General features: G+C 68.6%; 17 protein-coding genes. 13 read left to right on the forward strand and 4 right to left on the reverse strand.

Going from position 1 to position 18,392, the window contains the following annotated elements; translation table 11 throughout:
* Positions 1-4 precede the first annotated feature (4 nt).
* Together ABGB12_RS21795 and ABGB12_RS21800 are read left to right on the forward strand one after the other, a co-directional pair.
* Positions 5-1,372 (forward strand): hypothetical protein, encoded by a 1,368-nt coding sequence (locus ABGB12_RS21795; RefSeq protein WP_347680750.1) that lies wholly within the window; start codon positions 5-7, stop codon positions 1,370-1,372.
* 29 nt (positions 1,373-1,401) lie between these two features.
* On the forward strand, positions 1,402-2,151 hold the full coding sequence (locus tag ABGB12_RS21800; RefSeq protein WP_347680752.1) for an SDR family oxidoreductase: 750 nt from the start codon (positions 1,402-1,404) through the stop codon (positions 2,149-2,151).
* A gap of 3 nt (positions 2,152-2,154) precedes the next feature.
* Here ABGB12_RS21800 and ABGB12_RS21805 read toward each other — a convergent pair whose 3' ends face one another.
* Complete coding sequence (locus ABGB12_RS21805; RefSeq protein ID WP_347680754.1) at positions 2,155-2,793, reverse strand: rhomboid family intramembrane serine protease; 639 nt, start codon at positions 2,791-2,793, stop codon at positions 2,155-2,157.
* An 82-nt stretch (positions 2,794-2,875) separates the two neighbouring features.
* Positions 2,876-3,157 (reverse strand): WhiB family transcriptional regulator, encoded by a 282-nt coding sequence (locus ABGB12_RS21810; RefSeq protein WP_347680756.1) that lies wholly within the window; start codon positions 3,155-3,157, stop codon positions 2,876-2,878.
* A 123-nt stretch (positions 3,158-3,280) separates the two neighbouring features.
* Here ABGB12_RS21810 and ABGB12_RS21815 point away from each other — a divergent pair, with 123 nt between their 5' ends.
* Both ABGB12_RS21815 and ABGB12_RS21820 read left to right on the forward strand, forming a co-directional pair.
* Positions 3,281-3,754: a GNAT family N-acetyltransferase gene (locus ABGB12_RS21815; protein ID WP_347680758.1), complete on the forward strand. Its 474-nt coding sequence runs from the start codon at positions 3,281-3,283 to the stop codon at positions 3,752-3,754.
* A 23-nt stretch (positions 3,755-3,777) separates the two neighbouring features.
* Positions 3,778-4,737 carry an NADPH:quinone oxidoreductase family protein gene (locus tag ABGB12_RS21820; RefSeq protein ID WP_347680760.1) on the forward strand — a complete coding sequence of 320 codons (960 nt, stop codon included), beginning with the start codon at positions 3,778-3,780 and terminating at the stop codon, positions 4,735-4,737.
* On the opposite strand, the gene ABGB12_RS21825 is transcribed toward ABGB12_RS21820, so the two are convergent.
* Positions 4,734-5,132, reverse strand: coding sequence for a gamma-glutamylcyclotransferase family protein (locus ABGB12_RS21825; RefSeq protein WP_347680762.1), 399 nt, complete (start codon positions 5,130-5,132; stop codon positions 4,734-4,736). The genes ABGB12_RS21820 and ABGB12_RS21825 overlap by 4 nt on opposite strands.
* 36 nt (positions 5,133-5,168) lie before the next feature.
* Between ABGB12_RS21825 and ABGB12_RS21830 the strand changes: the two genes are divergently transcribed.
* The 6 genes from ABGB12_RS21830 (at position 5,169) to ABGB12_RS21855 (ending at position 11,717) form a co-directional block, all read left to right on the forward strand.
* The gene (locus ABGB12_RS21830; RefSeq protein WP_347680764.1) at positions 5,169-5,768 is read left to right on the forward strand and encodes a GNAT family N-acetyltransferase; all 600 of its coding nucleotides are present in this window, start codon (positions 5,169-5,171) and stop codon (positions 5,766-5,768) included.
* Between the two features lie 61 nt (positions 5,769-5,829).
* Positions 5,830-6,588: an HAD-IIA family hydrolase gene (locus ABGB12_RS21835; RefSeq protein ID WP_347680766.1), complete on the forward strand. Its 759-nt coding sequence runs from the start codon at positions 5,830-5,832 to the stop codon at positions 6,586-6,588.
* 76 nt (positions 6,589-6,664) lie between these two features.
* Positions 6,665-7,531, forward strand: coding sequence for a hypothetical protein (locus tag ABGB12_RS21840; protein ID WP_347680768.1), 867 nt, complete (start codon positions 6,665-6,667; stop codon positions 7,529-7,531).
* Positions 7,532-7,579: 48 nt separating this feature from the next.
* Entirely contained in the window at positions 7,580-9,811 is a 2,232-nt protein-coding gene (locus tag ABGB12_RS21845; protein ID WP_347680770.1) for a heavy metal translocating P-type ATPase, read from the forward strand.
* A 69-nt stretch (positions 9,812-9,880) separates the two neighbouring features.
* Positions 9,881-10,396, forward strand: a complete 516-nt coding sequence (locus ABGB12_RS21850) for a GNAT family N-acetyltransferase (RefSeq protein WP_347680772.1) — start codon at positions 9,881-9,883, stop codon at positions 10,394-10,396.
* 88 nt (positions 10,397-10,484) lie between these two features.
* Entirely contained in the window at positions 10,485-11,717 is a 1,233-nt protein-coding gene (locus ABGB12_RS21855; RefSeq protein WP_347680774.1) for an FxsB family cyclophane-forming radical SAM/SPASM peptide maturase, read from the forward strand.
* A 13-nt stretch (positions 11,718-11,730) separates the two neighbouring features.
* Here ABGB12_RS21855 and fxsT read toward each other — a convergent pair whose 3' ends face one another.
* On the reverse strand, positions 11,731-14,256 hold the full coding sequence (fxsT, locus tag ABGB12_RS21860; protein WP_347680776.1) for an FxSxx-COOH system tetratricopeptide repeat protein: 2,526 nt from the start codon (positions 14,254-14,256) through the stop codon (positions 11,731-11,733).
* A gap of 232 nt (positions 14,257-14,488) precedes the next feature.
* On the opposite strand from fxsT, the gene ABGB12_RS21865 reads away from it, so the two are divergent.
* From ABGB12_RS21865 to ABGB12_RS21875, 3 genes are all read left to right on the forward strand, one after another.
* Positions 14,489-14,623: a hypothetical protein gene (locus ABGB12_RS21865; protein ID WP_347680778.1), complete on the forward strand. Its 135-nt coding sequence runs from the start codon at positions 14,489-14,491 to the stop codon at positions 14,621-14,623.
* A 192-nt stretch (positions 14,624-14,815) separates the two neighbouring features.
* Positions 14,816-16,477, forward strand: a complete 1,662-nt coding sequence (locus tag ABGB12_RS21870; protein ID WP_347680780.1) for a tetratricopeptide repeat protein — start codon at positions 14,816-14,818, stop codon at positions 16,475-16,477.
* 352 nt (positions 16,478-16,829) lie between these two features.
* The gene (locus ABGB12_RS21875) at positions 16,830-18,236 is read left to right on the forward strand and encodes an MFS transporter (RefSeq protein WP_347680782.1); all 1,407 of its coding nucleotides are present in this window, start codon (positions 16,830-16,832) and stop codon (positions 18,234-18,236) included.
* The last annotated feature ends 156 nt before the right edge of the window (positions 18,237-18,392 follow it).

Genomic DNA, 18,392 nt, shown 5'->3' on the forward strand with positions numbered 1-18,392 from the left:
CCCGGTGGATCTGACCGACGAGCCCGACGACCGCGTGTCCGCCTCCGTGATCGCCCGGCTCCTGCTCGGCGGGAACGAGGCCGAGAAGGGGTTCGTCCCGGCGGTCCGGTTGCGGGGGGCGCACGTGACCGGCTGCCTGGACGTCTCCGGCGGTGACGTCGAGTGCGAGCTGCGGCTGGAGAAGTGCGTCTTGGACGAGGCGCCGCGCTTCGGCAACGCCCGCACCCGCCAATTGCGCTTCGCCGACTGCGTCATGCCCGGATTCGACGGGGGCGGGCTGCGCGCCGACGGGTACGTCAGCCTCTCCGGCTCGGTCATCGAGGGACAGGTCAAGCTGGTGCGGGCCCAGCTGCTCGGCGGGTTCCGGATGAACGGCACGAAGATCACCGCGCGGGACGACAGGTACGCGTTCTTCTCCGGGGCGCTGCTCGTGGAGGCGGGCATGTTCGCCCGGAACGCCGAGGTCACCGGCGGGATGCGGATGACCGGCGCCCGGCTGGCAGGCGGGCTCTTCATGGAGGGTGCCCGGCTGTCCAACCCCGGGCGCCTCGCCCTGGACGGACAGAACATCACGGTGTCCGACGCGATGGAGTGCGGCCAGGGGTTCCAGGCGGAGGGCACCGTCAAGCTCCGGGGGGCGCGGATCGACGGAACGCTCTCGTTCGACCGGGCGGGGGCGCTGCGGGCTCCGGGCAGGGTCGCGCTCCAGCTCAGCCACGCCGACGTCGGCGAGCTGATCCTCACCCCGTCCGAGCCGATCGAGGGCATCGTCTCGATGACCTACGCCAGGTTCGGGGTCCTGCTCGACAATCCGGACTTCTGGCCGGAGCAGCTCAGGCTGACCGGGGCGACCTACGAGTCGCTGCGCGGCGGGGGCGTCACCCGGCGCGTCGACTGGGTGAGCCGGGACCCCGAGGGATTCAGACCTCAGCCGTACGAGCAGCTCGCCGCCTGGTACCTCAAGGACGGCAATGAGCACCTGGCGCGGCGCACCCAGCTGCTGAAGATGCGCCGACGCCGCCTGACGCTGCCCTGGCCGTCCAGGGCCTGGAGCGCGCTGCTCGACTACACCGTCGGCTACGGCTACCGGCCCTGGCTGGTCTTCGGCTGGCTCACCACGATCGTCGTCCTCGGCACGGTCGTGTTCAGCCGGGTGCATCCCCGGCCGATCAAGGAGCCGGCGGAGCGCCCGGACTTCAACGCGCTGGCCTACGTGATCGACCTGCTGATCCCGATCGGCGCGTTCGGGCAGCGGGAGGCCTGGGACGCGGTGGGGTGGACCCAGTGGCTGGCGTACGGAATCATCGCGACCGGGTGGATTCTCGCCACCGCGCTGATCGCCGGGGTGACACGCGTGCTGCGGCCCAACTGAGCAGGATCGGACCGACAGGGGGCTTGAGGATGGGAACGTATCTGATCACCGGGGCCACCGGGGGCATCGGGCTGGCCACCGCGGAGCTGCTGCGCGAGCACGGGCACGATCTGATCCTCTCGGGCCGGTCGCCGGAGCGGCTGGACGCGATCGCCTCCCGGTTCGCCGCCTCCCCCTACGGGCAGACCCAGGGCTGGGCGCTGCCGCGGCCCGGCGAGGCCCCCTCGGCGGACGGGCACGTCCGGACGGTCCCCCTCGACCTGTCCGAGCCGCGGCGGATCGAGGCCGCGCTGGCCGTGGCCGACCTGCCTCCGGCGCTGGACGGGGTCGTGCACAGCGCCGGGGTGAGCGAGCTGGGCCGGGTGGCCGAGCAGGAGGCCGACCAGTGGATCGACCAGCTCATGGTCAACCTGGTGGCCGCCGCCGAGCTGACCAGGCTGCTGCTGCCGTCTCTGCGGGCCGCCTCGGGGCACGTGGTGTTCGTCAACTCCGGGGCGGGGCTGCGCGCCAACCCCGGCTGGGCCTCGTACGCGGCCAGCAAGCACGGGTTGAAGGCCCTCGCCGACGCGCTGCGGCAGGAGGAGCCGGAGATCCGGGTGACGAGCGTCTACCCGGGCCGCACGGCCACCGAGATGCAGCGCAAGGTCCGCGCGCAGGAGGGCCTGCCGTACGACCCGGCCGACTACATCGCCCCCTCGACGGTCGCCAGGGCCGTTCTCGGCGCGTTGGAGACCCCGGCCGACGCCGTCGTCACGGACATCTCCGTGCGGCCCAGGTAGCGGTCACGCCCGGTAGGGCACCGGGGCCGCCTCCGGGTGCCTGCGGCGGCGCAGGACGAAGGACGCCATCAGGCCTCCGACGAGCCCGAACAGGTGCCCCTGCCAGGAGATCATGCTGTCGGTGGGCAGCACTCCGTACAGGATGCTCCCGTAGAGGACGAAGGCGGCCACGGCGATCAGGGTGTCGCCGAGGTGCCTTTCGAAGAACCCCCGGCCGAGGATGTAGCCGAAGTAGCCGAAGACCAGCAGGCTGGCGCCCAGCGTCTCGGAGTCCGGCGGGCCGGTCAGCCAGACGCCCAGACCGCCGACCACGATGACGATCAGGTTCATCAGCACGAACTTGCCCGGTCCGCGGAGCGCGGCGACGAAACCCAGCACCGCGAAGGGCACCGTGTTGGCGATGAGGTGCTCGAAGTTCCCGTGCAGGAAGGGTGCGCTGAAGATCTGTGGCAGATCGGGAAGGTAGAGGGCGCGGATACCGAAGAGGTCCAGCCAGCCGCCGAGGATGTAGTCGATGGCCTCCAGCAGCCACATCAACGCCAGCATTCCGCCCACCAGGGCCGCTCCCGACAGGGCGCGGGTGGCCTGGACGGTCAGTTCTCCGGCGGCTTTGCGGCCGAATTCCCGGCCTCGGTCACTCATCGGGGGAACCTGTCCTATCTGTCGTTTTTCAGGTTAACGACCGATATACCCGATAAGTTCTTAGGTTATCTCCGCGCCCGCCTCACCTGCGGAGATAGCGCCTTTCCTCAGGAGTCGTACCGCCCCACACCCCGGCGGGCTCGCCGGCGCGCAGTGCCCAGTCCAGGCAGTCGGAGGCCACGGGGCAGCGGTGGCAGATCCGCTTGGCCTCCGCCACCACGTCGCGCCCGGGACCGGCGGTGGAGATGGGATAGAAGATCTCGGGGTCCACACCGTGGCACTCGGCCAGATCGGTCCAGTGCTCGTCGGTGTCCCTGCGTACTGCGAGTGGGTTCGCCACGTCGCGATACATGGTGGCCTTCACCGGCACGCCTCCTTGCGCGTTCCAATGCCACCCAATGTAGTACTACAACTCGTAGTACTACAACCCGACGTTACAGGTGAGCCCGCGAACAGAGCGTTCCGGACGCCGGATAACCTGCGGGCCATGACCAGCCGCAAGCAGCCCGTTTTCCGCGAGGCCACCCGTGCCGATCTCGAGAAGATCGTCCGGCTGCTCGCCGATGACGTGCTGGGCAGCACCCGCGAGTCCCCCGAGGTCAACGAGCACTACGAGAAGGCCTTCGCCGCGATCGAGGCCGACCCCAACAACCGGCTGATCGTCGCCGACGCCGACGGCGACGTCATCGGCACCCTCCAGCTCACCTACATCCCGGGTCTCACCTACATGGGCAGCTCCCGCGCCCAGATCGAGGGCGTCCGGGTCGCCGGCGACCTGCGCGGACGGGGTGTCGGCCACGCCATGCTGCGCTGGGCCATCGAGGAGGCCCGGGCCATGGGCTGCCGGGTCGTGCAGCTCACCAGCGACCGGCAGCGCCCCGAGGCCATCCGCTTCTACCAGAAGGTCGGCTTCCGACCCTCGCACATGGGACTGCGCTACCACCTGCAGGATATGGACTGATCGTCCTGTTCTAGTCTGCCGGAATGCGTGCATTCACGGTAAGAGAACTGGGTTCGATGGAGCCGGTCGAGGTCCCTGACCCGGAGCCGGGGCCGGGGCAGGTCCTGATCGAGGTGGCCGCGACCGGAGCCAACTACGTGGACGGCCTGTTCCTGCACGGGCGCTACCAGATCAAGCCCCCGCTGCCGTTCGTGCCCGGCGGCGAGATCGCGGGCACGGTGAAGGCCCTCGGCCCGGGCGTCGAAGGACCCGTGATCGGCAGCCGCGTGGTCGCGCTGTGCGGCTTCGGCGGCTTCGCCGAGCAGGTCGTGGTGCCCGCCGCCGCGGCGGTGCCGATCCCCGACGTGCTCGACTTCCCCCGCGCGGCCACCTTCACCCAGTCCTACTGCACCGGGCTGTACGCGCTGCGGACCAGGGCGGGGCTGCAGGAGGGCGAGACGGTCCTCGTCCTGGGCGCCGGCGGCGGCGTGGGGCTCGCGGCCGTCCAGATCGCCAAGGCGCTGGGCGCCAGGGTGCTGGCCGGGGCGTCCACCGCCGAGAAGCGCGACACCGCCCTCGCCGCGGGAGCCGACGCCGTCGTGGACACCTCCTCCGAGGACGTCAAGACGGCGGCGCGGGCCTTCTCCGAAGGCGGGGTGGACGTCGTCTACGACCCGGTCGGCGGGAAGCTCGCCGACCCCGCACTGCGCTCCCTGCGGGACTACGGCCGGTACGCGGTCATCGGCTTCACCGCAGGAATCCCCTCGATCCCCCTCAACCAGGTGCTGCTGCGCAACCGCTCAGTGGTCGGGGTGGACTGGGCGATCTGGTCCATGACCCGGCCGGAACGGCAGGCCGCCCTGCACCGGGAGGCCCTGGACCTGGTGGCCGACGGCAGGCTCGACCCCGTCGCCCCGGCCGTCCGTCCACTGGAGGAGGCCGGGCAGGTCCTGGACGCCCTGCTGAACCGCCAGGTCACCGGCAAGGTGGCGCTGGTGCCCTAACCCGCCCGGTACCCGGCCCGCCATTCCACGCAGCCGGGCACGTACCCGGCCAGGACCTCGCGGGTGAACCACCCCAGGTCCCAGTCCTCGTCCAGGACCTCCCGCAGCCACCGGTAGGCCAGGGCGGGACCGCCGCCGGTGAGCCGGAGCTCCACGACGTCGTAGTCGACGTCCTCGTAGGCGTGGAGGAGCTCCAGCTCGTCCGGGGCCAGGCCGCGGATCAGCAGCCCGTCGGCGACGCCGCCGGCGGCGACCAGCCCGGGGTAGACCCGCCCGGGCAGCGCCGCCACCCGCCAGCCCTCGGCCCGGGCCGGGCTCAACTCCGGCACCCGGCCGAGCAGGGCGTCGAGGACCTCGGGAAAACGGAGCGTGCCATAGACGAACAGATCGGACATGGCGCTTAAGGTACCGACACGGAGACAGGGGAAACGGTGGCGATTCGCGAGTTCAGGCCAGGCGACGAAGCGGCCGTCTACGACATCTGTCTGCGCACCGGCGCGTCCGGCGAGGACGCCACCCACCTGTACGCCGACCCGGAGCTGCTCGGCCATGTCTTCGCCGGCCCGTACCTGAGGCTGTGCCCCGAGTTCGCCTCGGTGGTCGACGAGGGGGGCGAGGTCCTCGGCTACATCCTGGGCGCCCCCGACACCCGCGGGTTCGAGACCCGCTGCGAGGCCGAGTGGTGGCCTCCGCTGCGGGAGCGATACCCCGACCCCGTATCACCGGCGACACCGGACGAGCGGATGATGCGCGCGATCCACCACTTCCATCCCGCTCCGGACGCCATCGTCGAGGAGTACCCCTCCCACCTGCACATCGACCTGCTCCCTCAGACTCAGGGCAAAGGCTACGGACGCAGGCTGATGGAGCGGCTCAGGGACCAGCTCCGCCGGTCGGGTTCGCCCGGCCTCCACCTGGGCGTCTCCCCCGCCAACACCCGGGCCGTCGGCTTCTACGAGGCGCTGGGCCTCACCCGGGTGATCGAGGACGAGCACGTCGTCTGGATGGCCGAACGGCTCGCCGGCGGCTGAACGCGCGCTGACGATCCACAGGCTGTTCACAGCGGGTGACGATCAGTGCGACCCTCGGAGCATGGCGACAGTACTGATCGACATCGACGGAGTGCTGACCGTTTCGTGGAAGGCGCTGCCGGGGGCGGCCGCGGCCCTGGAACGGCTCGGGCGGGACGGGCACCGGTTCGCCCTGCTGACCAACACGACCTCGCGGACCAGGGCGTCCATCACCGAGGCGCTCGTCTCGGAAGGATTCCCGATCACCGAACGGGACGTCCTCACCGCGACGTCCGCCACCGCCGCCTACCTGCGGCGGGAGTATCCGGGGGCGCGGTGCTTCCTGCTGAGCGGCGGTGATGTCACCGAAGACCTGCCGGACGTCCGGCTCGTGGACGACGATCCGGACGTCGTGGTGATCGGCGGGGCCGGCCCAGAGTTCGACTATCCGACCGTGAACCGGGTGTTCGGCTTCCTGCAGGGCGGGGCGAAGCTCGTCGCGATGGCCCGCAACCTCGCCTGGCGCACCGACCAGGGGCTCCAGCTGGACTCCGGGGCCTACCTGCTGGGATTGGAGGCCGCCGCCGGGATCCGCGCCGAGGTGGTGGGCAAGCCCTCGGCCGTGTTCTTCCGCTCGGCGCTGGCCTCGCTGGGCGCGGAGACCGGCTTCATGATCGGCGATGACCTGGAGGCGGACGTGCTCGCCGCCCAGCGGGCCGGACTCACCGGGATCCAGGTGCGCACCGGCAAGTTCCGCCCCTCCGACCTGGGCCTGGGCACACCCGACCATCTGGTGGACTCCATCGTGGAGCTTCCGGACCTGCTCGCGTCCCCGACGTGACCCAGGTCACAACACCTGTGTGAAATACCCCCATGGGGTATATGGTTCGGAGGGGGGAGACCTAAGGAGAAAGAACATGAACACCGCGGTGAAGCTCAGTGCCTTCACGCTGGGGATGGCGGCCGTGTTCGGCGTGTCCCTCGGAGCGGGGCGGGCGTTGGGCCCCGACCTCTCCGAGCAGCCGGACCGGCACGTCCAGAGCAGTCCGGCCGCCCACGGGGACCACGGGCCCCCGGAAACGGCGGGGCCCTCCGAGAACCGGTCCGAGAAGCCGGAGAAGGTCGCGGTCAGCCGCGCCCAGGCGCCGGACGGACACTTCGCCTTCCTCGTCACCGGGGAGGACGGGAAGCCCGTCACCGAATACGACGTTCAACATGACAAGAAGATGCATCTGATCGTCGTTCGCAAGGACCTCTCAGGGTTCCGCCACGTCCACCCGGAACTCCGCGAAGACGGCGCCTGGGAAGTCGGCTCCCCCATGGAAGAGCCGGGCGACTACCGCGCGTTCGCCGACTTCAAGCCCGCGGGCGGCGACGCCCGGGTACTGACGCTCGACGTGAACGTGCCGGGAAGCGCGACCACGCGCCCCCTGCCCGCCCCGTCCGACGTCGCCGAGGTGGACGGGTACACCGTCACCCTCGACGGGACGGTCGCCTCGGGCGGGACCAGCGAACTGACCATGAAGATCAGCAAGGACGGCCGCCCCGTCACCGACCTCCAGCCCTACCTCGGGGCCTACGGACATCTGGTGGCGCTGCGCAAGGACGACCTCGGCTACCTTCACGTCCATCCCGAAGGCGCTCCCGGTGACGGCGAGACGGCCCCGGGACCGGAGATCACGTTCTTCGTCGAGGCGCCGTCCGGCGGAGAACACCGGCTCTACCTGGACTTCCAGCACGACGGCCAGGTCCACACCGCGGAGTTCACCGTCCATGTCCACTGATGATCTCGCCGCCCCGCACCCCGACCGACCGCTCATGAGGAGGCTCGGATGAACCCCGTCCAGGACCGGATCGAACTGTCGATAGGCGGGATGACCTGCGCCTCCTGCGCGAACCGCGTCGAAAGGCGGCTCAACAAGCTCGAAGGCGTCACCGCGACCGTCAACTACGCCACCGAGAAGGCGAGTGTCTCCTACGGGCCCGGCATCACCCCCGAAGACCTGGTCGCGCAGGTGGAGAAGGCCGGCTACACCGCCGAACTCCCCGCGCCTCCGCCCGAGGAGGGCGCGGAGGCCGCTCCGGAGGACACCGCCCTCCGGACGTTGCGGCAGCGGCTCCTCGTCAGCCTGGTGCTGGCCGTCCCCGTGATCGCGATGGCGATGGTCCCGGCACTGCAGTTCCGCAACTGGCAGTGGGCGTCGCTCACCCTCGCCGCGCCCGTCGTGGTGTGGGGGGCGTGGCCGTTCCACCTCGCCGCCTGGAAGAACCTCAAGCTCGGCGCCTCGACGATGGACACCCTCGTCTCGCTCGGCACCGCCTCGGCGTTCCTGTGGTCGCTTTACGCCCTGTTCTTCGGGAACGCCGGCGAGCCGGGGATGAAGCACCCGTTCCAGCTCACCGTGGAACGGATGGACGGAAGCGGCAACATCTACCTGGAGGTCGCCGCTGGAGTCACCGTCTTCCTGCTGGCCGGACGGTACTTCGAGGCCCGCTCCAAGCGCCGCGCCGGCGCGGCACTGCGCGCCCTGCTGGAGATGGGCGCGAAGGACGTGACGGTGCTGCGCGACGGCGCCCAGACCACGATCCCCATCGACAGGCTCGCCGTGGGCGACCTGTTCGTCGTCCGCCCCGGCGAGAAGATCGCCACGGACGGGGTGGTCGTCGAGGGCGTGTCCGCCGTCGACACCAGCATGATCACCGGAGAGCCCGTCCCGGTGGAGGTCGCCGCGGACGACACCGTCACCGGCGCGACCGTCAACGTGGGCGGCAGGCTGGTCGTCCGGGCGGCCCGCGTCGGCTCCGACACCCGCCTCGCCCAGATGGCGCGGCTGGTGGAGGAGGCGCAGAGCGGCAAGGCCCAGGCCCAGCGCCTCGCCGACCGCGTCTCCGGGGTCTTCGTGCCCGTGGTGATCGCCCTCGCCGTCGCCACCCTCGGCTTCTGGCTGGGCTCCGGAGCCGACCCCGCCACCGCCTTCACCGCCGCGGTCGCCGTCCTGATCATCGCCTGCCCGTGCGCCCTGGGCCTGGCCACCCCCACCGCCCTGCTGGTCGGCACCGGCCGCGGCGCCCAGCTCGGCATCCTCATCAAGGGCCCCGAGGTCCTGGAGTCCACCCGCAGGATCGACACCATCGTCCTGGACAAGACCGGCACCGTCACCCACGGCAAGATGAGCCTCACCGAGGTCATCACCGCCCCCGGCGAGGACGAGAACGAGGTCCTGCGCCTCGCCGGAGCCCTGGAGGACGCCTCGGAGCACCCGATCGCCAAGGCCATCGCCAAGGCGGCGGCCGAACGCACCGGCCCCCTGCCCGCCGTGACGGAGTTCCAGAACCTGCCGGGCCTGGGCGTCCAGGGCATGGCGGACGGGCACGCGCTGCTCGTCGGCCGGCCCCGGCTCCTCGCCGACTGGTCGCAGGCCCTGCCGGAGTCGCTGGCCTCGGCCAAGGCGGAGGCCGAGTCGTCCGGCAGGACCGTCGTGGCGGTGAGCTGGGACGGCGAGGCCCGCGGCCTGCTCGTCGTCTCCGACACCCTCAAGGAGACCAGCCCCGAGGCGATCGCGCAGTTCCGCGCCCTGGGCCTCACCCCGATCCTGCTGACCGGCGACAACGAGGCGGCCGCCCGCTCCGTCGCCGCGTCCGTCGGCATCACCGAGGTCTACGCCGAGGTGCTCCCCGAGGACAAGGCCTCCATGGTCAAACGCCTGCAGTCCGAAGGCCGCACCGTGGCCATGGTCGGCGACGGCGTCAACGACGCGGCGGCTCTGGCCCAGGCCGACCTGGGGCTGGCCATGGGCACCGGCACCGACGTGGCCATCGAGGCGGCCGACCTGACCCTGGTCCGCGGCGACCTCCGCGCGGCCGCGGACGCCATCCGCCTGGCCCGACGGACCCTCGGCACCATCAAGGGCAACCTGTTCTGGGCCTTCGCCTACAACGTGGCGGCTCTTCCCCTGGCCGCGGCCGGTCTGCTCAACCCGATGCTGGCGGGGGCGGCCATGGCGTTCTCCAGCGTCTTCGTGGTCAGCAACAGCCTCCGGCTGCGCCGTTTCTCGCCTTCCTGACGCGCCTTTCGGAAACCCATCGCGCTCGGCCACGATGGACCGTCCCGAAACGGTCTATCGTGGCCGGTGATGCAACTGATCGGTTCCCGGCTGACCGTCCGTCCGGTCTCGCCGGACGACGAGCGGGAATTCCTCTCCGCGGCCCGAGCCGGCGAGGAATTCCACCGCCCTTACGCGTTCCTCCCGCTCACCGAGGAGGAGTTCGCCGCCTATCTCGACCGGTTCGACCGGATCCAGGCGCACGGCTTCGTCCTCCGCCTGACCGGGAGCGGCGAACTCGTGGGATACATCAACGTCAGCCAGATCGTCCGCGGCTCCTACCAGCGGGGGACGCTCGGTTACGGCGTCTTCCCGCCGCACCACCGCCGGGGCTACATGACCGAGGGCCTGCGCCTGGTGATCCGCCACGCTTTCGAGACCCTTTCCCTCCACCGGCTGGAAGCGGAGATCCAGCCGGAGAACAAGCCCTCGCTGAGGCTGGTGGAACTGCTCGGATTCGAACGGGAGGGCCTCGCCCGCGGGCTCATAAGGATCGAGGGCGAATGGCGGGACCACGAACGCTGGACTCTTAGACACGACGTTTAAGGATCTTCGTATCCCTTCATAACCCGACATGGGGGAACAGCGCAGCGCCGCGCCTATAACTCGACTCTGGGGGTCGGTAGGCGTGAGCATGGGCGGCGGACCCGGCGAGTGGCCGCAGGACCTCGACCTCAGGGCCCTGCTGGAGAAGGGATGGCGGCCCACTCCGTTCCAGGAGTTCGTCATCAAGATCCACAGTCGCTGCAACCTGGCCTGCGACTACTGCTACATGTACGAGATGGCCGACCAGAGCTGGCGCAGCCAGCCGGTCCGGATGTCCCGATCCACCATCGACCAGGTGGCGCGGCGCATCGCCGAACACGCCCGCACGAACCTGCTCCGCGAGGTCGAGATCGTCCTCCACGGCGGCGAGCCCCTCCTGGTCGGCCACGACCACCTCAGGTACGCCCTGCGGGCCTTCCACACGGCCCTCGCCCCCGAGGTCGAGGTGAACTTCGCCCTCCAGACGAACGGCGTGTTGCTCGACCCCGGATTCCTGGAACTGTGCGCCGAGTACGGCGTCTCCATCGGGGTCAGCGTCGACGGGGACGAGGAAGGCCACGACCTCCACCGCAGACGCAAGGACGGACGAGGCAGCTACCAGTCCGTCATCGAAGGCGTGAAGCTGCTCACCTCCACCCCCTACCGGCACCTCTTCGGCGGTTTCCTCACCACCATCGACCTGCGCAACGAGCCGACCCTCACCTACGAATCGCTGCTCTCCTTCGCCCCGCCCCTCATGGACTTCCTGCTGCCGCACGGCAACTGGGACACCCCTCCGCCCGGCCGTCCCGACGACGAGACGACCCCCTACGCGGACTGGCTCATCTCCATCTTCGACCGCTGGTACAAGGCTCCCGTCCAGGAGACCCGCATCCGGCTCTTCACCGAGATCATGCGGCTGCTCATCGGCCGCCAGTCCGGAAGCGAGTCGGTCGGCCTCTCCCCCGTCTCGATGGTCGTCGTGGAGACCAACGGCCAGATCGAGCAGGTGGACACCCTGAAATCGGCCTTCGAAGGCGCGGCCGGCACAGCACTGCACGTCTCACGCGACCCGTTCAACGCCGCGCTCATGCTTCCGTCCATCGCGGCCAGGCAGATCGGGCTCCAGGCCCTCGCCGAGCCCTGCCTCGCCTGCCGGATCCGGCGTGTCTGCGGCGGAGGCCTCTACACCCACCGCTACCGGTCGGGCAGCGGTTTCCGCAACCGGTCCGTCTACTGCGCCGACCTGATGCGCCTGATCGAGCACATCCACACGACGGTCTCGCTGGACGTCGCCGAACGCCGACGGCGTTCCGCCACCGGTGCCACCGACCCGAACTGATCCTCTCCCGGCCTTAAATGGGCGGCGGGTCGAAGTCCGCGTCCAGGTGCCTTCCCTCCAGGAAGACCTTGGCGTCCGGGTGCTCCAAGCCGAGGGTCTGGGCGTACGCCTCTTTCGTCTCCTGGAAGAGCTTGTCCGCCTCCCCGCGCCTCCCCACGGCCCGGAGGTCAGCGGTGAGGTTGGCGGCGCAGGCCAGCACCAGAGGGTGCCGTCCGCCGAGTACCTCCCTCAGCCTTCCCAGGGTGTCCTCCCCGCGCCGGACCGCTTCCCCGGTCTCCCCGAGCTCGGCCAGGTCGCTGGCGAGGTTGGACGCGACGGTCAACGTGTAGTGGTGGTCCTTGCCGAGCTTCCGTTCCAGCCCGGCCAGCGCCCCCTCGTTCAGCCTGCGCGCCTCCTCCGGGTCACCCATGACCCGGCGCATGATCGCCAGATTTCCCACACAACCGTGGTTGTACGGGTGTTCCTCGCCGTACACCCTCGGATACCTGCGCACCGTGTCGGCAGCCAGTTCCAGCGCCGACTCCTTCTCCCCCACCGTCCGGCGGATGTTGGCCAGGCACATCGCGGCCGCCAAGGTGTCGGGGTGATCGATGCCGAAGGACCTCATGAATTTCGAGTGCGCGAGGTCGGCCAGTTCATAGGCGCGCTCGAAGTCCCCGACCCTTCGCCACGCGATCGACAGGTCCTTGGCCGTCCGCAGCGTCCAGGAATGGTCCGGGCCGAGGGTCTCCAGCGCGTAGGCGTAGGCGTCCTCCCCCAGATCGGTGGCCTCCGAGTAGTCCCCGCACAACCGGACGGCCCGGGCCAGCCCCGTCCAGGCGTTGACGGTGGTGTCCACCACATCGTGCACCACCAGCCCCTGGAAGGCCCTCATGTGCAGATTCTTGGCTTCTTGGTAGTCGCTGCTGAGACCGTAGTCCAGTCCGAGATTGTTGAGCGCGCGCAGCGTGAAGGGGTCATCCGGGCCGAAATTGAGCTCGGCTCTGCGTACGGACTCCTCTCCCCTTCGCCGTGCTTCCTGGAAGTCTCCGGCTCCTCTCAAGTCGGCGGAAACCCCCCTCAAAAAGCGCAGCGTGATCGCGTTATTCGCGCCGAGGGCCGCCTCCGCCTTCTGGAGCATCTCGGCGTTGTACTCCGCGACCTCCTTGTATTCGCCCAGCTCACGCCGGACGTTGGCATACTCCAAAGCCATGCTGAAGACATCGGGGTGCAGTTCGCCTGACTGCCTCGCCCACTCTTCCAGAAACCGCCGCACGAAGATCCGAGCGTATCCGTAGTCACCTGAGGAGAAGAGGAAGCGCACGACGCGCAATGCCATCTCGCGCACCGCGGGTTCCGCGCACTCGGCGACCCTGGCGGGTTCCATGTGCCCCAACAGATGACCGAACTTCTCCCAGTTGGTGGCGTCCGAAGGTAGTTCGGGAGCGTAACTGGCCAGCAGGACATGGACCTCGTGTCGCAGGGTGGCCTGCTGGCCGGCATCGCGGTCCTCGCGCAGCAGCGCCTGGATCAGCCGGTGAATCTGAATGGTGCGCGCGGGAGTGTCGAGTTTCGCCAGCGCGTACCGGCCCAGTTCGCCGATCACCTTGCTCAGCATGATCGGGTTGGCGAGCAGCTTCCCCAGCTCCGGGCTCAGTTGGGCCATGGCCTCCGGGCCCACCCTGGTGAAGGCGTCTCGGGGGATGGGCTCCGGCCCGAAGAAGGCACAGCAGCGCAGCAGGGAGATCGCCTCGGGCAGCCTCTCCTTCAGCCTCGCCACCGAGATCGCCCAGGCCGCCGTCATCGAGAGCGGATACTCGGTGGGCTTCCCCTGCGACAACAACTGCTGGGTCTCGGCCTCCAGCAGGCCCAGGTACTCCTCCACCCCCATGCCCGTCTCCGCCTGCAACGCGCCGGCCTGCTCCAGCGCCAGCGGCAGGTCCCCCAGCTCGTGGGCGAGCCGGTCGGCCTCGCTCTCACTGATTCCCCTGGGCACCCGTCTGGTCAGGAACTCCACGCTCTCCCTGCGGTCGAAGACGTCGATGGGGAACGTGGCCACGACGCTCTCCCACCGGTGGTTCCGCGAGGTGATCAGCACGTGGCCGCTGCCCTGGGGCAGAAGGGTGTTGATGTCCTCCGGCTGATCCGCGTTGTCGAAGATCAAAAGCCATCGGGCGTAGGGCTCGCCCTTGCGCAGCGCGTCGAGCACCGCATTAGCCGCCTCCTCGACACCGCTCGTGCTCGCCGAGGGCACGTTGAGGTGGGGGGCGAGACCGGCCAGGGAGGAACGCACCAGCACGGGCTGGTCCGCCGGGATCCACCACACCAGGTCGTACTCGTGTCCGTAGCGGTAGGCGTACTCGACGGCCATCTGGGTCTTGCCCACACCGCCGAAACCGTGCAAAGCATGGGGGACGACCGCCGTGGGCCTTCCCGAAATCCCCTTGTGCAATGCCGCCAACAGGTCTTCACGGCCCGTGAAATTCTTGTTACGCGGAGGAACCTTCCCCCAGACCTCGGGAACTTTCCTTGCCGTCCCCATGGGGTCTGCGTTCTCCATACCCGCCTCCGAGGCATTGCGACCAGGCGATGAGAAGTTCAAGCTACCTCTGTTCTCGCCTTTTCATCCAGTACGAGAACGGTGCAATGACATTCATCCAGCACATCGCGTCACACGACACAGAGCAAGGAAGAAAGTAGATTCTAGAAGATTTTTCTCCGAGTGACCAGCTGGTTACGGCGATCTTTTTCTGACAGAATCAAGGCCTTGACCACTCCGTCTTGGAGGAGACGTGAAGCCCCAAGAACGCTTTCAGGACGAGTTCCCCATCAACATCGACGGCATCGAGCCCAACGGAGACTCCGCCCTCGACCGACTGCTCCGCAGTCCTCTCGTCAGCATCCGCAGCTTCGACAACAAGTGCTGACCCCATTCGCCCCTGCAATCACATCCGAAGATCGGAGTGTCATACGGCACTGAGCACTCCGACTCTGGCCGACAGCCTGCAATCGTGTATTACGCTGCCAGGATCGGAACCTTTCCGGGTTCCATGAGCCAACCGAACACCGAGTTCCACGGATGGCCACCGCGATATCGCGTCCAAACCTGGATGGCCCGAGTGTCGAATCCCTTTCCTCCCTCCCGCAGCGATCACGAACCGGCGCGACCGGCGACGGTCCGTCACACCAGACGACAGGAGATCGAGGAGGTCGGCCATCTCTGGACGAACAACCGGCTGACCATCCTGAGCGGGCATCCCGGCGTGGGCAAGAGCACGCTGCTCCACTCCGGGGTGGTCCCCGCGATCGAAGGGGCCGGCGAATTGGTGCTGCCGGTGGGCCGGTTGACCCACCACGTCGCCTTCCCACTGGCCGCGCTCCCTCCGCAGAACCACTTCGCCTTCCCCCTGCTGTCCTCCTGGTCGCCGGACGAGTCACCGGCACGGCTGTCGGAGTCGTCGATCCGGCGTTTCCTGGAACGGCGGCTGCGGCATGACAGGTTCGGCCACCCCTCCCGCACCCATCTCTGCATCGACCAGGCGGAGACCCTCTTCCGGAAATTCCCGACGGACAGGTATCCGGAACTGGAAGAGCAGCGCCTCCGATTCCTGGACGACCTCTTCGACACCCTGCGCAGCCAACCCCATCTGAGACTGCTGCTGGTCCTGCGGACGGCCCAGCGACACGAGGCCCGAGCCTTCTCCGAGAGGCTCCGGGCGCTGGACGTCCCCACCGGGGACTTCCAGCTGACCGCCCTGCGCCCGGACCTCTTCGACGCGCACGACTGGCACCGCCTCCTCGCCGAAGAGCTGCGGACCATCCGTGCTTCCGGAGAGAAGGAGATCCGCGCACCCGACGTCGAGCCGAGCCTGTTCGGGCTCGCCTGCGCCCGCCTCGCCCCCGAACCGCCGCGGATCCCCGAGATCCTCGCCGACGAGGTCAACCGGGTGCTCGGTGAACACGTCCAGCGGACGCTCGCCGTGGTCGCCGCCGATCACCAGTTGCCGCGCCGCAGACTGGAGGCGTGGTTCCGCGACGCCTTCATCGGATCCGAGCGGCCGGACCATCCCGAAGAGGCTCCGCCCGCCGCGGAGGTACTCCGCGCGCTCGAGGACAGGTGGCTGATCAGAACCAGGAGCGATCCCTGCGGCCCCGACCACGAAATCCAGCATCCGAGGCTCAGGGAGGCGGTCCGGGCCTTCCCCGTGAGTCAGGTCCCGATGCGCGGACCCGACGCCGCCGGGCTGCTGCGCGAAGCGGCGGCGGCCTTCTGGTCAGGGGATTTCCGGCTCTCCCGCAATCACGTGGAAGGCGTCACCCGGATATGCCGCCCCCAGGATCTGGAGATCAAAGCGCAGGCCGAATGCCTTCTGGGCGATCTGGCCTACGCGACCGGAGATCTCAAGAAGGCGAGAGAGCGGTACGAGGCCGCCGCCGGCATGTTCGAAGCCCTGCAGAACACGGACCTGGTGGGTCATCTCCTTTCCGCTGACGGACGCCTGTCGTTGAAGGCCGATCCGCCGGCGGCGCTTCCGAAGCTCCACGCCGCGGTCTCCCGCCTTCCCCATGACTCTCACGTGCTGACGGCTCTGGGGCAGGCCCTCTGGCAGACCGGGCAGCCCCGGGCCGCGCTGGCCGTGTTGAACGAGGCGCTGATCGAGGACCGGAGCAATCTGGAGGCGCTGCGCGTCCGCGGCGAGATCCGCGCCCGCCTGGGTGAGGACGATTCCCTCCAGGGTCGGGACCGGATCGATGCGGGTGCGGGAGGAACCCAGCCCTGACTTCCCCGGGAACCGAACGCTGCGCAGTTCGCCGATCGCGCTCCGCAGGACCGGTGATTCCCGATTCCCCCATGACCGCCCCGCAGGACAGAAATGACCGAGAAGGGGATATAGGTGCCATTGCTTACCACTCCGCCCAGGGATGCAATTCGCAGCACGAAAGATAACAAGATCAATACCTCGCCCGGAAAGAATTTCCGCTAACATTTGGACGGCTCGCGCCGCCACGCAACCCCGCGATCCCGCCTCGAGGCATACGGGTTCCGTGCTGTCCAGGAGCATTGAGCCAAGCCGGTCGAACTTCGCGTGAGCACACTACCGGCGCTTTTTAGTTATGTCGCCGGGGGGAAGCTTGCTGTCTGAAATCCTCAGCCGGTTGAACCCCGCCGACAAGGAAATCGAATGGCAGCAGAGCTTCGCCTACCTCTGGTCGGGGTCGGTCATATCGCAACTGGGGACGACGACCGCGGCCGTCGCCAGCCCACTGCTGGCCCTGACGTTGAGCGGATCCGCCGTCTTCGCGGGCTGGGTGGCCGTCGCCGGAACACTGCCCGGCGTACTCCTCCAACTACCGGCGGGTTTCCTGGTCGACCGGATACGTCGCAGACGGAGACTGATGGCGCTGAGCCAGGCGATCCGCCTACTCTCGGCCCTGATCTTCTCCATCAGCCTCTTCTGCTCCGACGTCCCCCATATCTTTCTGCTCGTCGCGGTGACCATCAACGGTGCGTGCACCACCGTCTACTCTCTCGCCGAAGTGACCTCCGTCCGCAGAATGGTCCCCGAAAAGGAAAGGAACTCGGCGGCCGCGCAGGATGAGGCCCGAGGGCATATATCCCAGGTGGCGGGACGATCTCTCGGCGGATATATCTTCGGCATCCACCACGCTCTTCCCTATGTCTTCGAAGCGGTCACCTCGTTCATGACGCTGATCACCCTCGTCTCCATGGGGCCGATCAGGCGCGCGGAGCCCCTACCCGACCATCACCACCGACCACAGAAATTTTCGTACCACCAGATATCGGAGGTCTGGCAGGAGATCCGAGGGGATGTCTACCTCCGTCAGGTCCTCGCGGTCTGCGCCACGGCCAATCTCCTCCTCCAGGCGGTCAACCTGCTGCTCCTGGTGGAGGCCAGGAAGGCGGGATACTCCAGTACGGAGATCGGCCTCCTGCTGGCGAGTTCCGGCTCCTTCGGCATCCTCGGGTCCTTCGTCACCGCGAAGTGGCTCACTCCCGAAGGAGAAAATGCCAGGAGGACGACGACCATCGGCTTCGTGGTCTGGGCGGCGCTCATGCTCTTCGTCTACGTGTCCCCTTCTCCCGCTCTGGGACTGGTGTTCTGGGGCATGTTCAGTGCGGTGGGCGCCTACATCAACATCGCGCTCAGATGCCATCAGACGGCCGAGATAGCCGAAGAGCGCCTCGGCAGGGTCATCAGCATCGGCAAGTTCGTCACCGGCAGCGCCACCGCCCTCGGCGCCCTGATCGCCGGATACGCCGTCGACTGCATGGAACCCCGGCGGATCCTGACGATCACCGCCACCGTCATGGCCCTGACGGTCGTCCTGGTGAAACGGAAATCCATCCACGATAAATGTCGGGCAGCGACCTCCGCCATACGGGACGGGATACGGAACACCGGGAAGAAGAACCCGAGGCTCCCCCAGACGTCGCCGCACCGCGAGTTGGAACCCGCGCCGAAGCCGATGGCCACGGGAGCCGGAGAACTCCCGGCAAGGCTTCGCAGAGAGCCATGACCGACGGCCGGAACCGGTCAGCGCCCCTTTCGTCTCTCCAGCAACGGCTGCGCCCTCCCAAGTAATCTGACAACGGGGTCATGGGGCTCTGACGTCAAAGCCGTCAACGGATGAGTTCGGAGGCTGTCCGGTGTCGCTGCCGTTGAGTCCCGCCGA

The sequence above is a fragment of the Actinocorallia sp. B10E7 genome (genome assembly GCF_039871655.1).
GTDB lineage: Bacteria > Actinomycetota > Actinomycetes > Streptosporangiales > Streptosporangiaceae > Actinocorallia.

Bases quoted from the DNA above. Each gene is read 5' to 3' on its own strand.
- ABGB12_RS21840 (WP_347680768.1), top strand. From the start codon at position 6,665: ATGAACACCGCGGTGAAGCTCAGTGCCTTCACGCTGGGGATGGCGGCC.
- ABGB12_RS21825 (WP_347680762.1), bottom strand. From the start codon at position 5,132: ATGTCCGATCTGTTCGTCTATGGCACGCTCCGTTTTCCCGAGGTCCTC.
- ABGB12_RS21805 (WP_347680754.1), bottom strand. From the start codon at position 2,793: ATGAGTGACCGAGGCCGGGAATTCGGCCGCAAAGCCGCCGGAGAACTG.
- ABGB12_RS21855 (WP_347680774.1), top strand. From the start codon at position 10,485: ATGGGCGGCGGACCCGGCGAGTGGCCGCAGGACCTCGACCTCAGGGCC.
- ABGB12_RS21800 (WP_347680752.1), top strand. From the start codon at position 1,402: ATGGGAACGTATCTGATCACCGGGGCCACCGGGGGCATCGGGCTGGCC.
- fxsT (WP_347680776.1), bottom strand. From the start codon at position 14,256: ATGGAGAACGCAGACCCCATGGGGACGGCAAGGAAAGTTCCCGAGGTC.
- ABGB12_RS21835 (WP_347680766.1), top strand. From the start codon at position 5,830: ATGGCGACAGTACTGATCGACATCGACGGAGTGCTGACCGTTTCGTGG.
- ABGB12_RS21845 (WP_347680770.1), top strand. From the start codon at position 7,580: ATGAACCCCGTCCAGGACCGGATCGAACTGTCGATAGGCGGGATGACC.
- ABGB12_RS21815 (WP_347680758.1), top strand. From the start codon at position 3,281: ATGACCAGCCGCAAGCAGCCCGTTTTCCGCGAGGCCACCCGTGCCGAT.
- ABGB12_RS21820 (WP_347680760.1), top strand. From the start codon at position 3,778: ATGCGTGCATTCACGGTAAGAGAACTGGGTTCGATGGAGCCGGTCGAG.
- ABGB12_RS21850 (WP_347680772.1), top strand. From the start codon at position 9,881: ATGCAACTGATCGGTTCCCGGCTGACCGTCCGTCCGGTCTCGCCGGAC.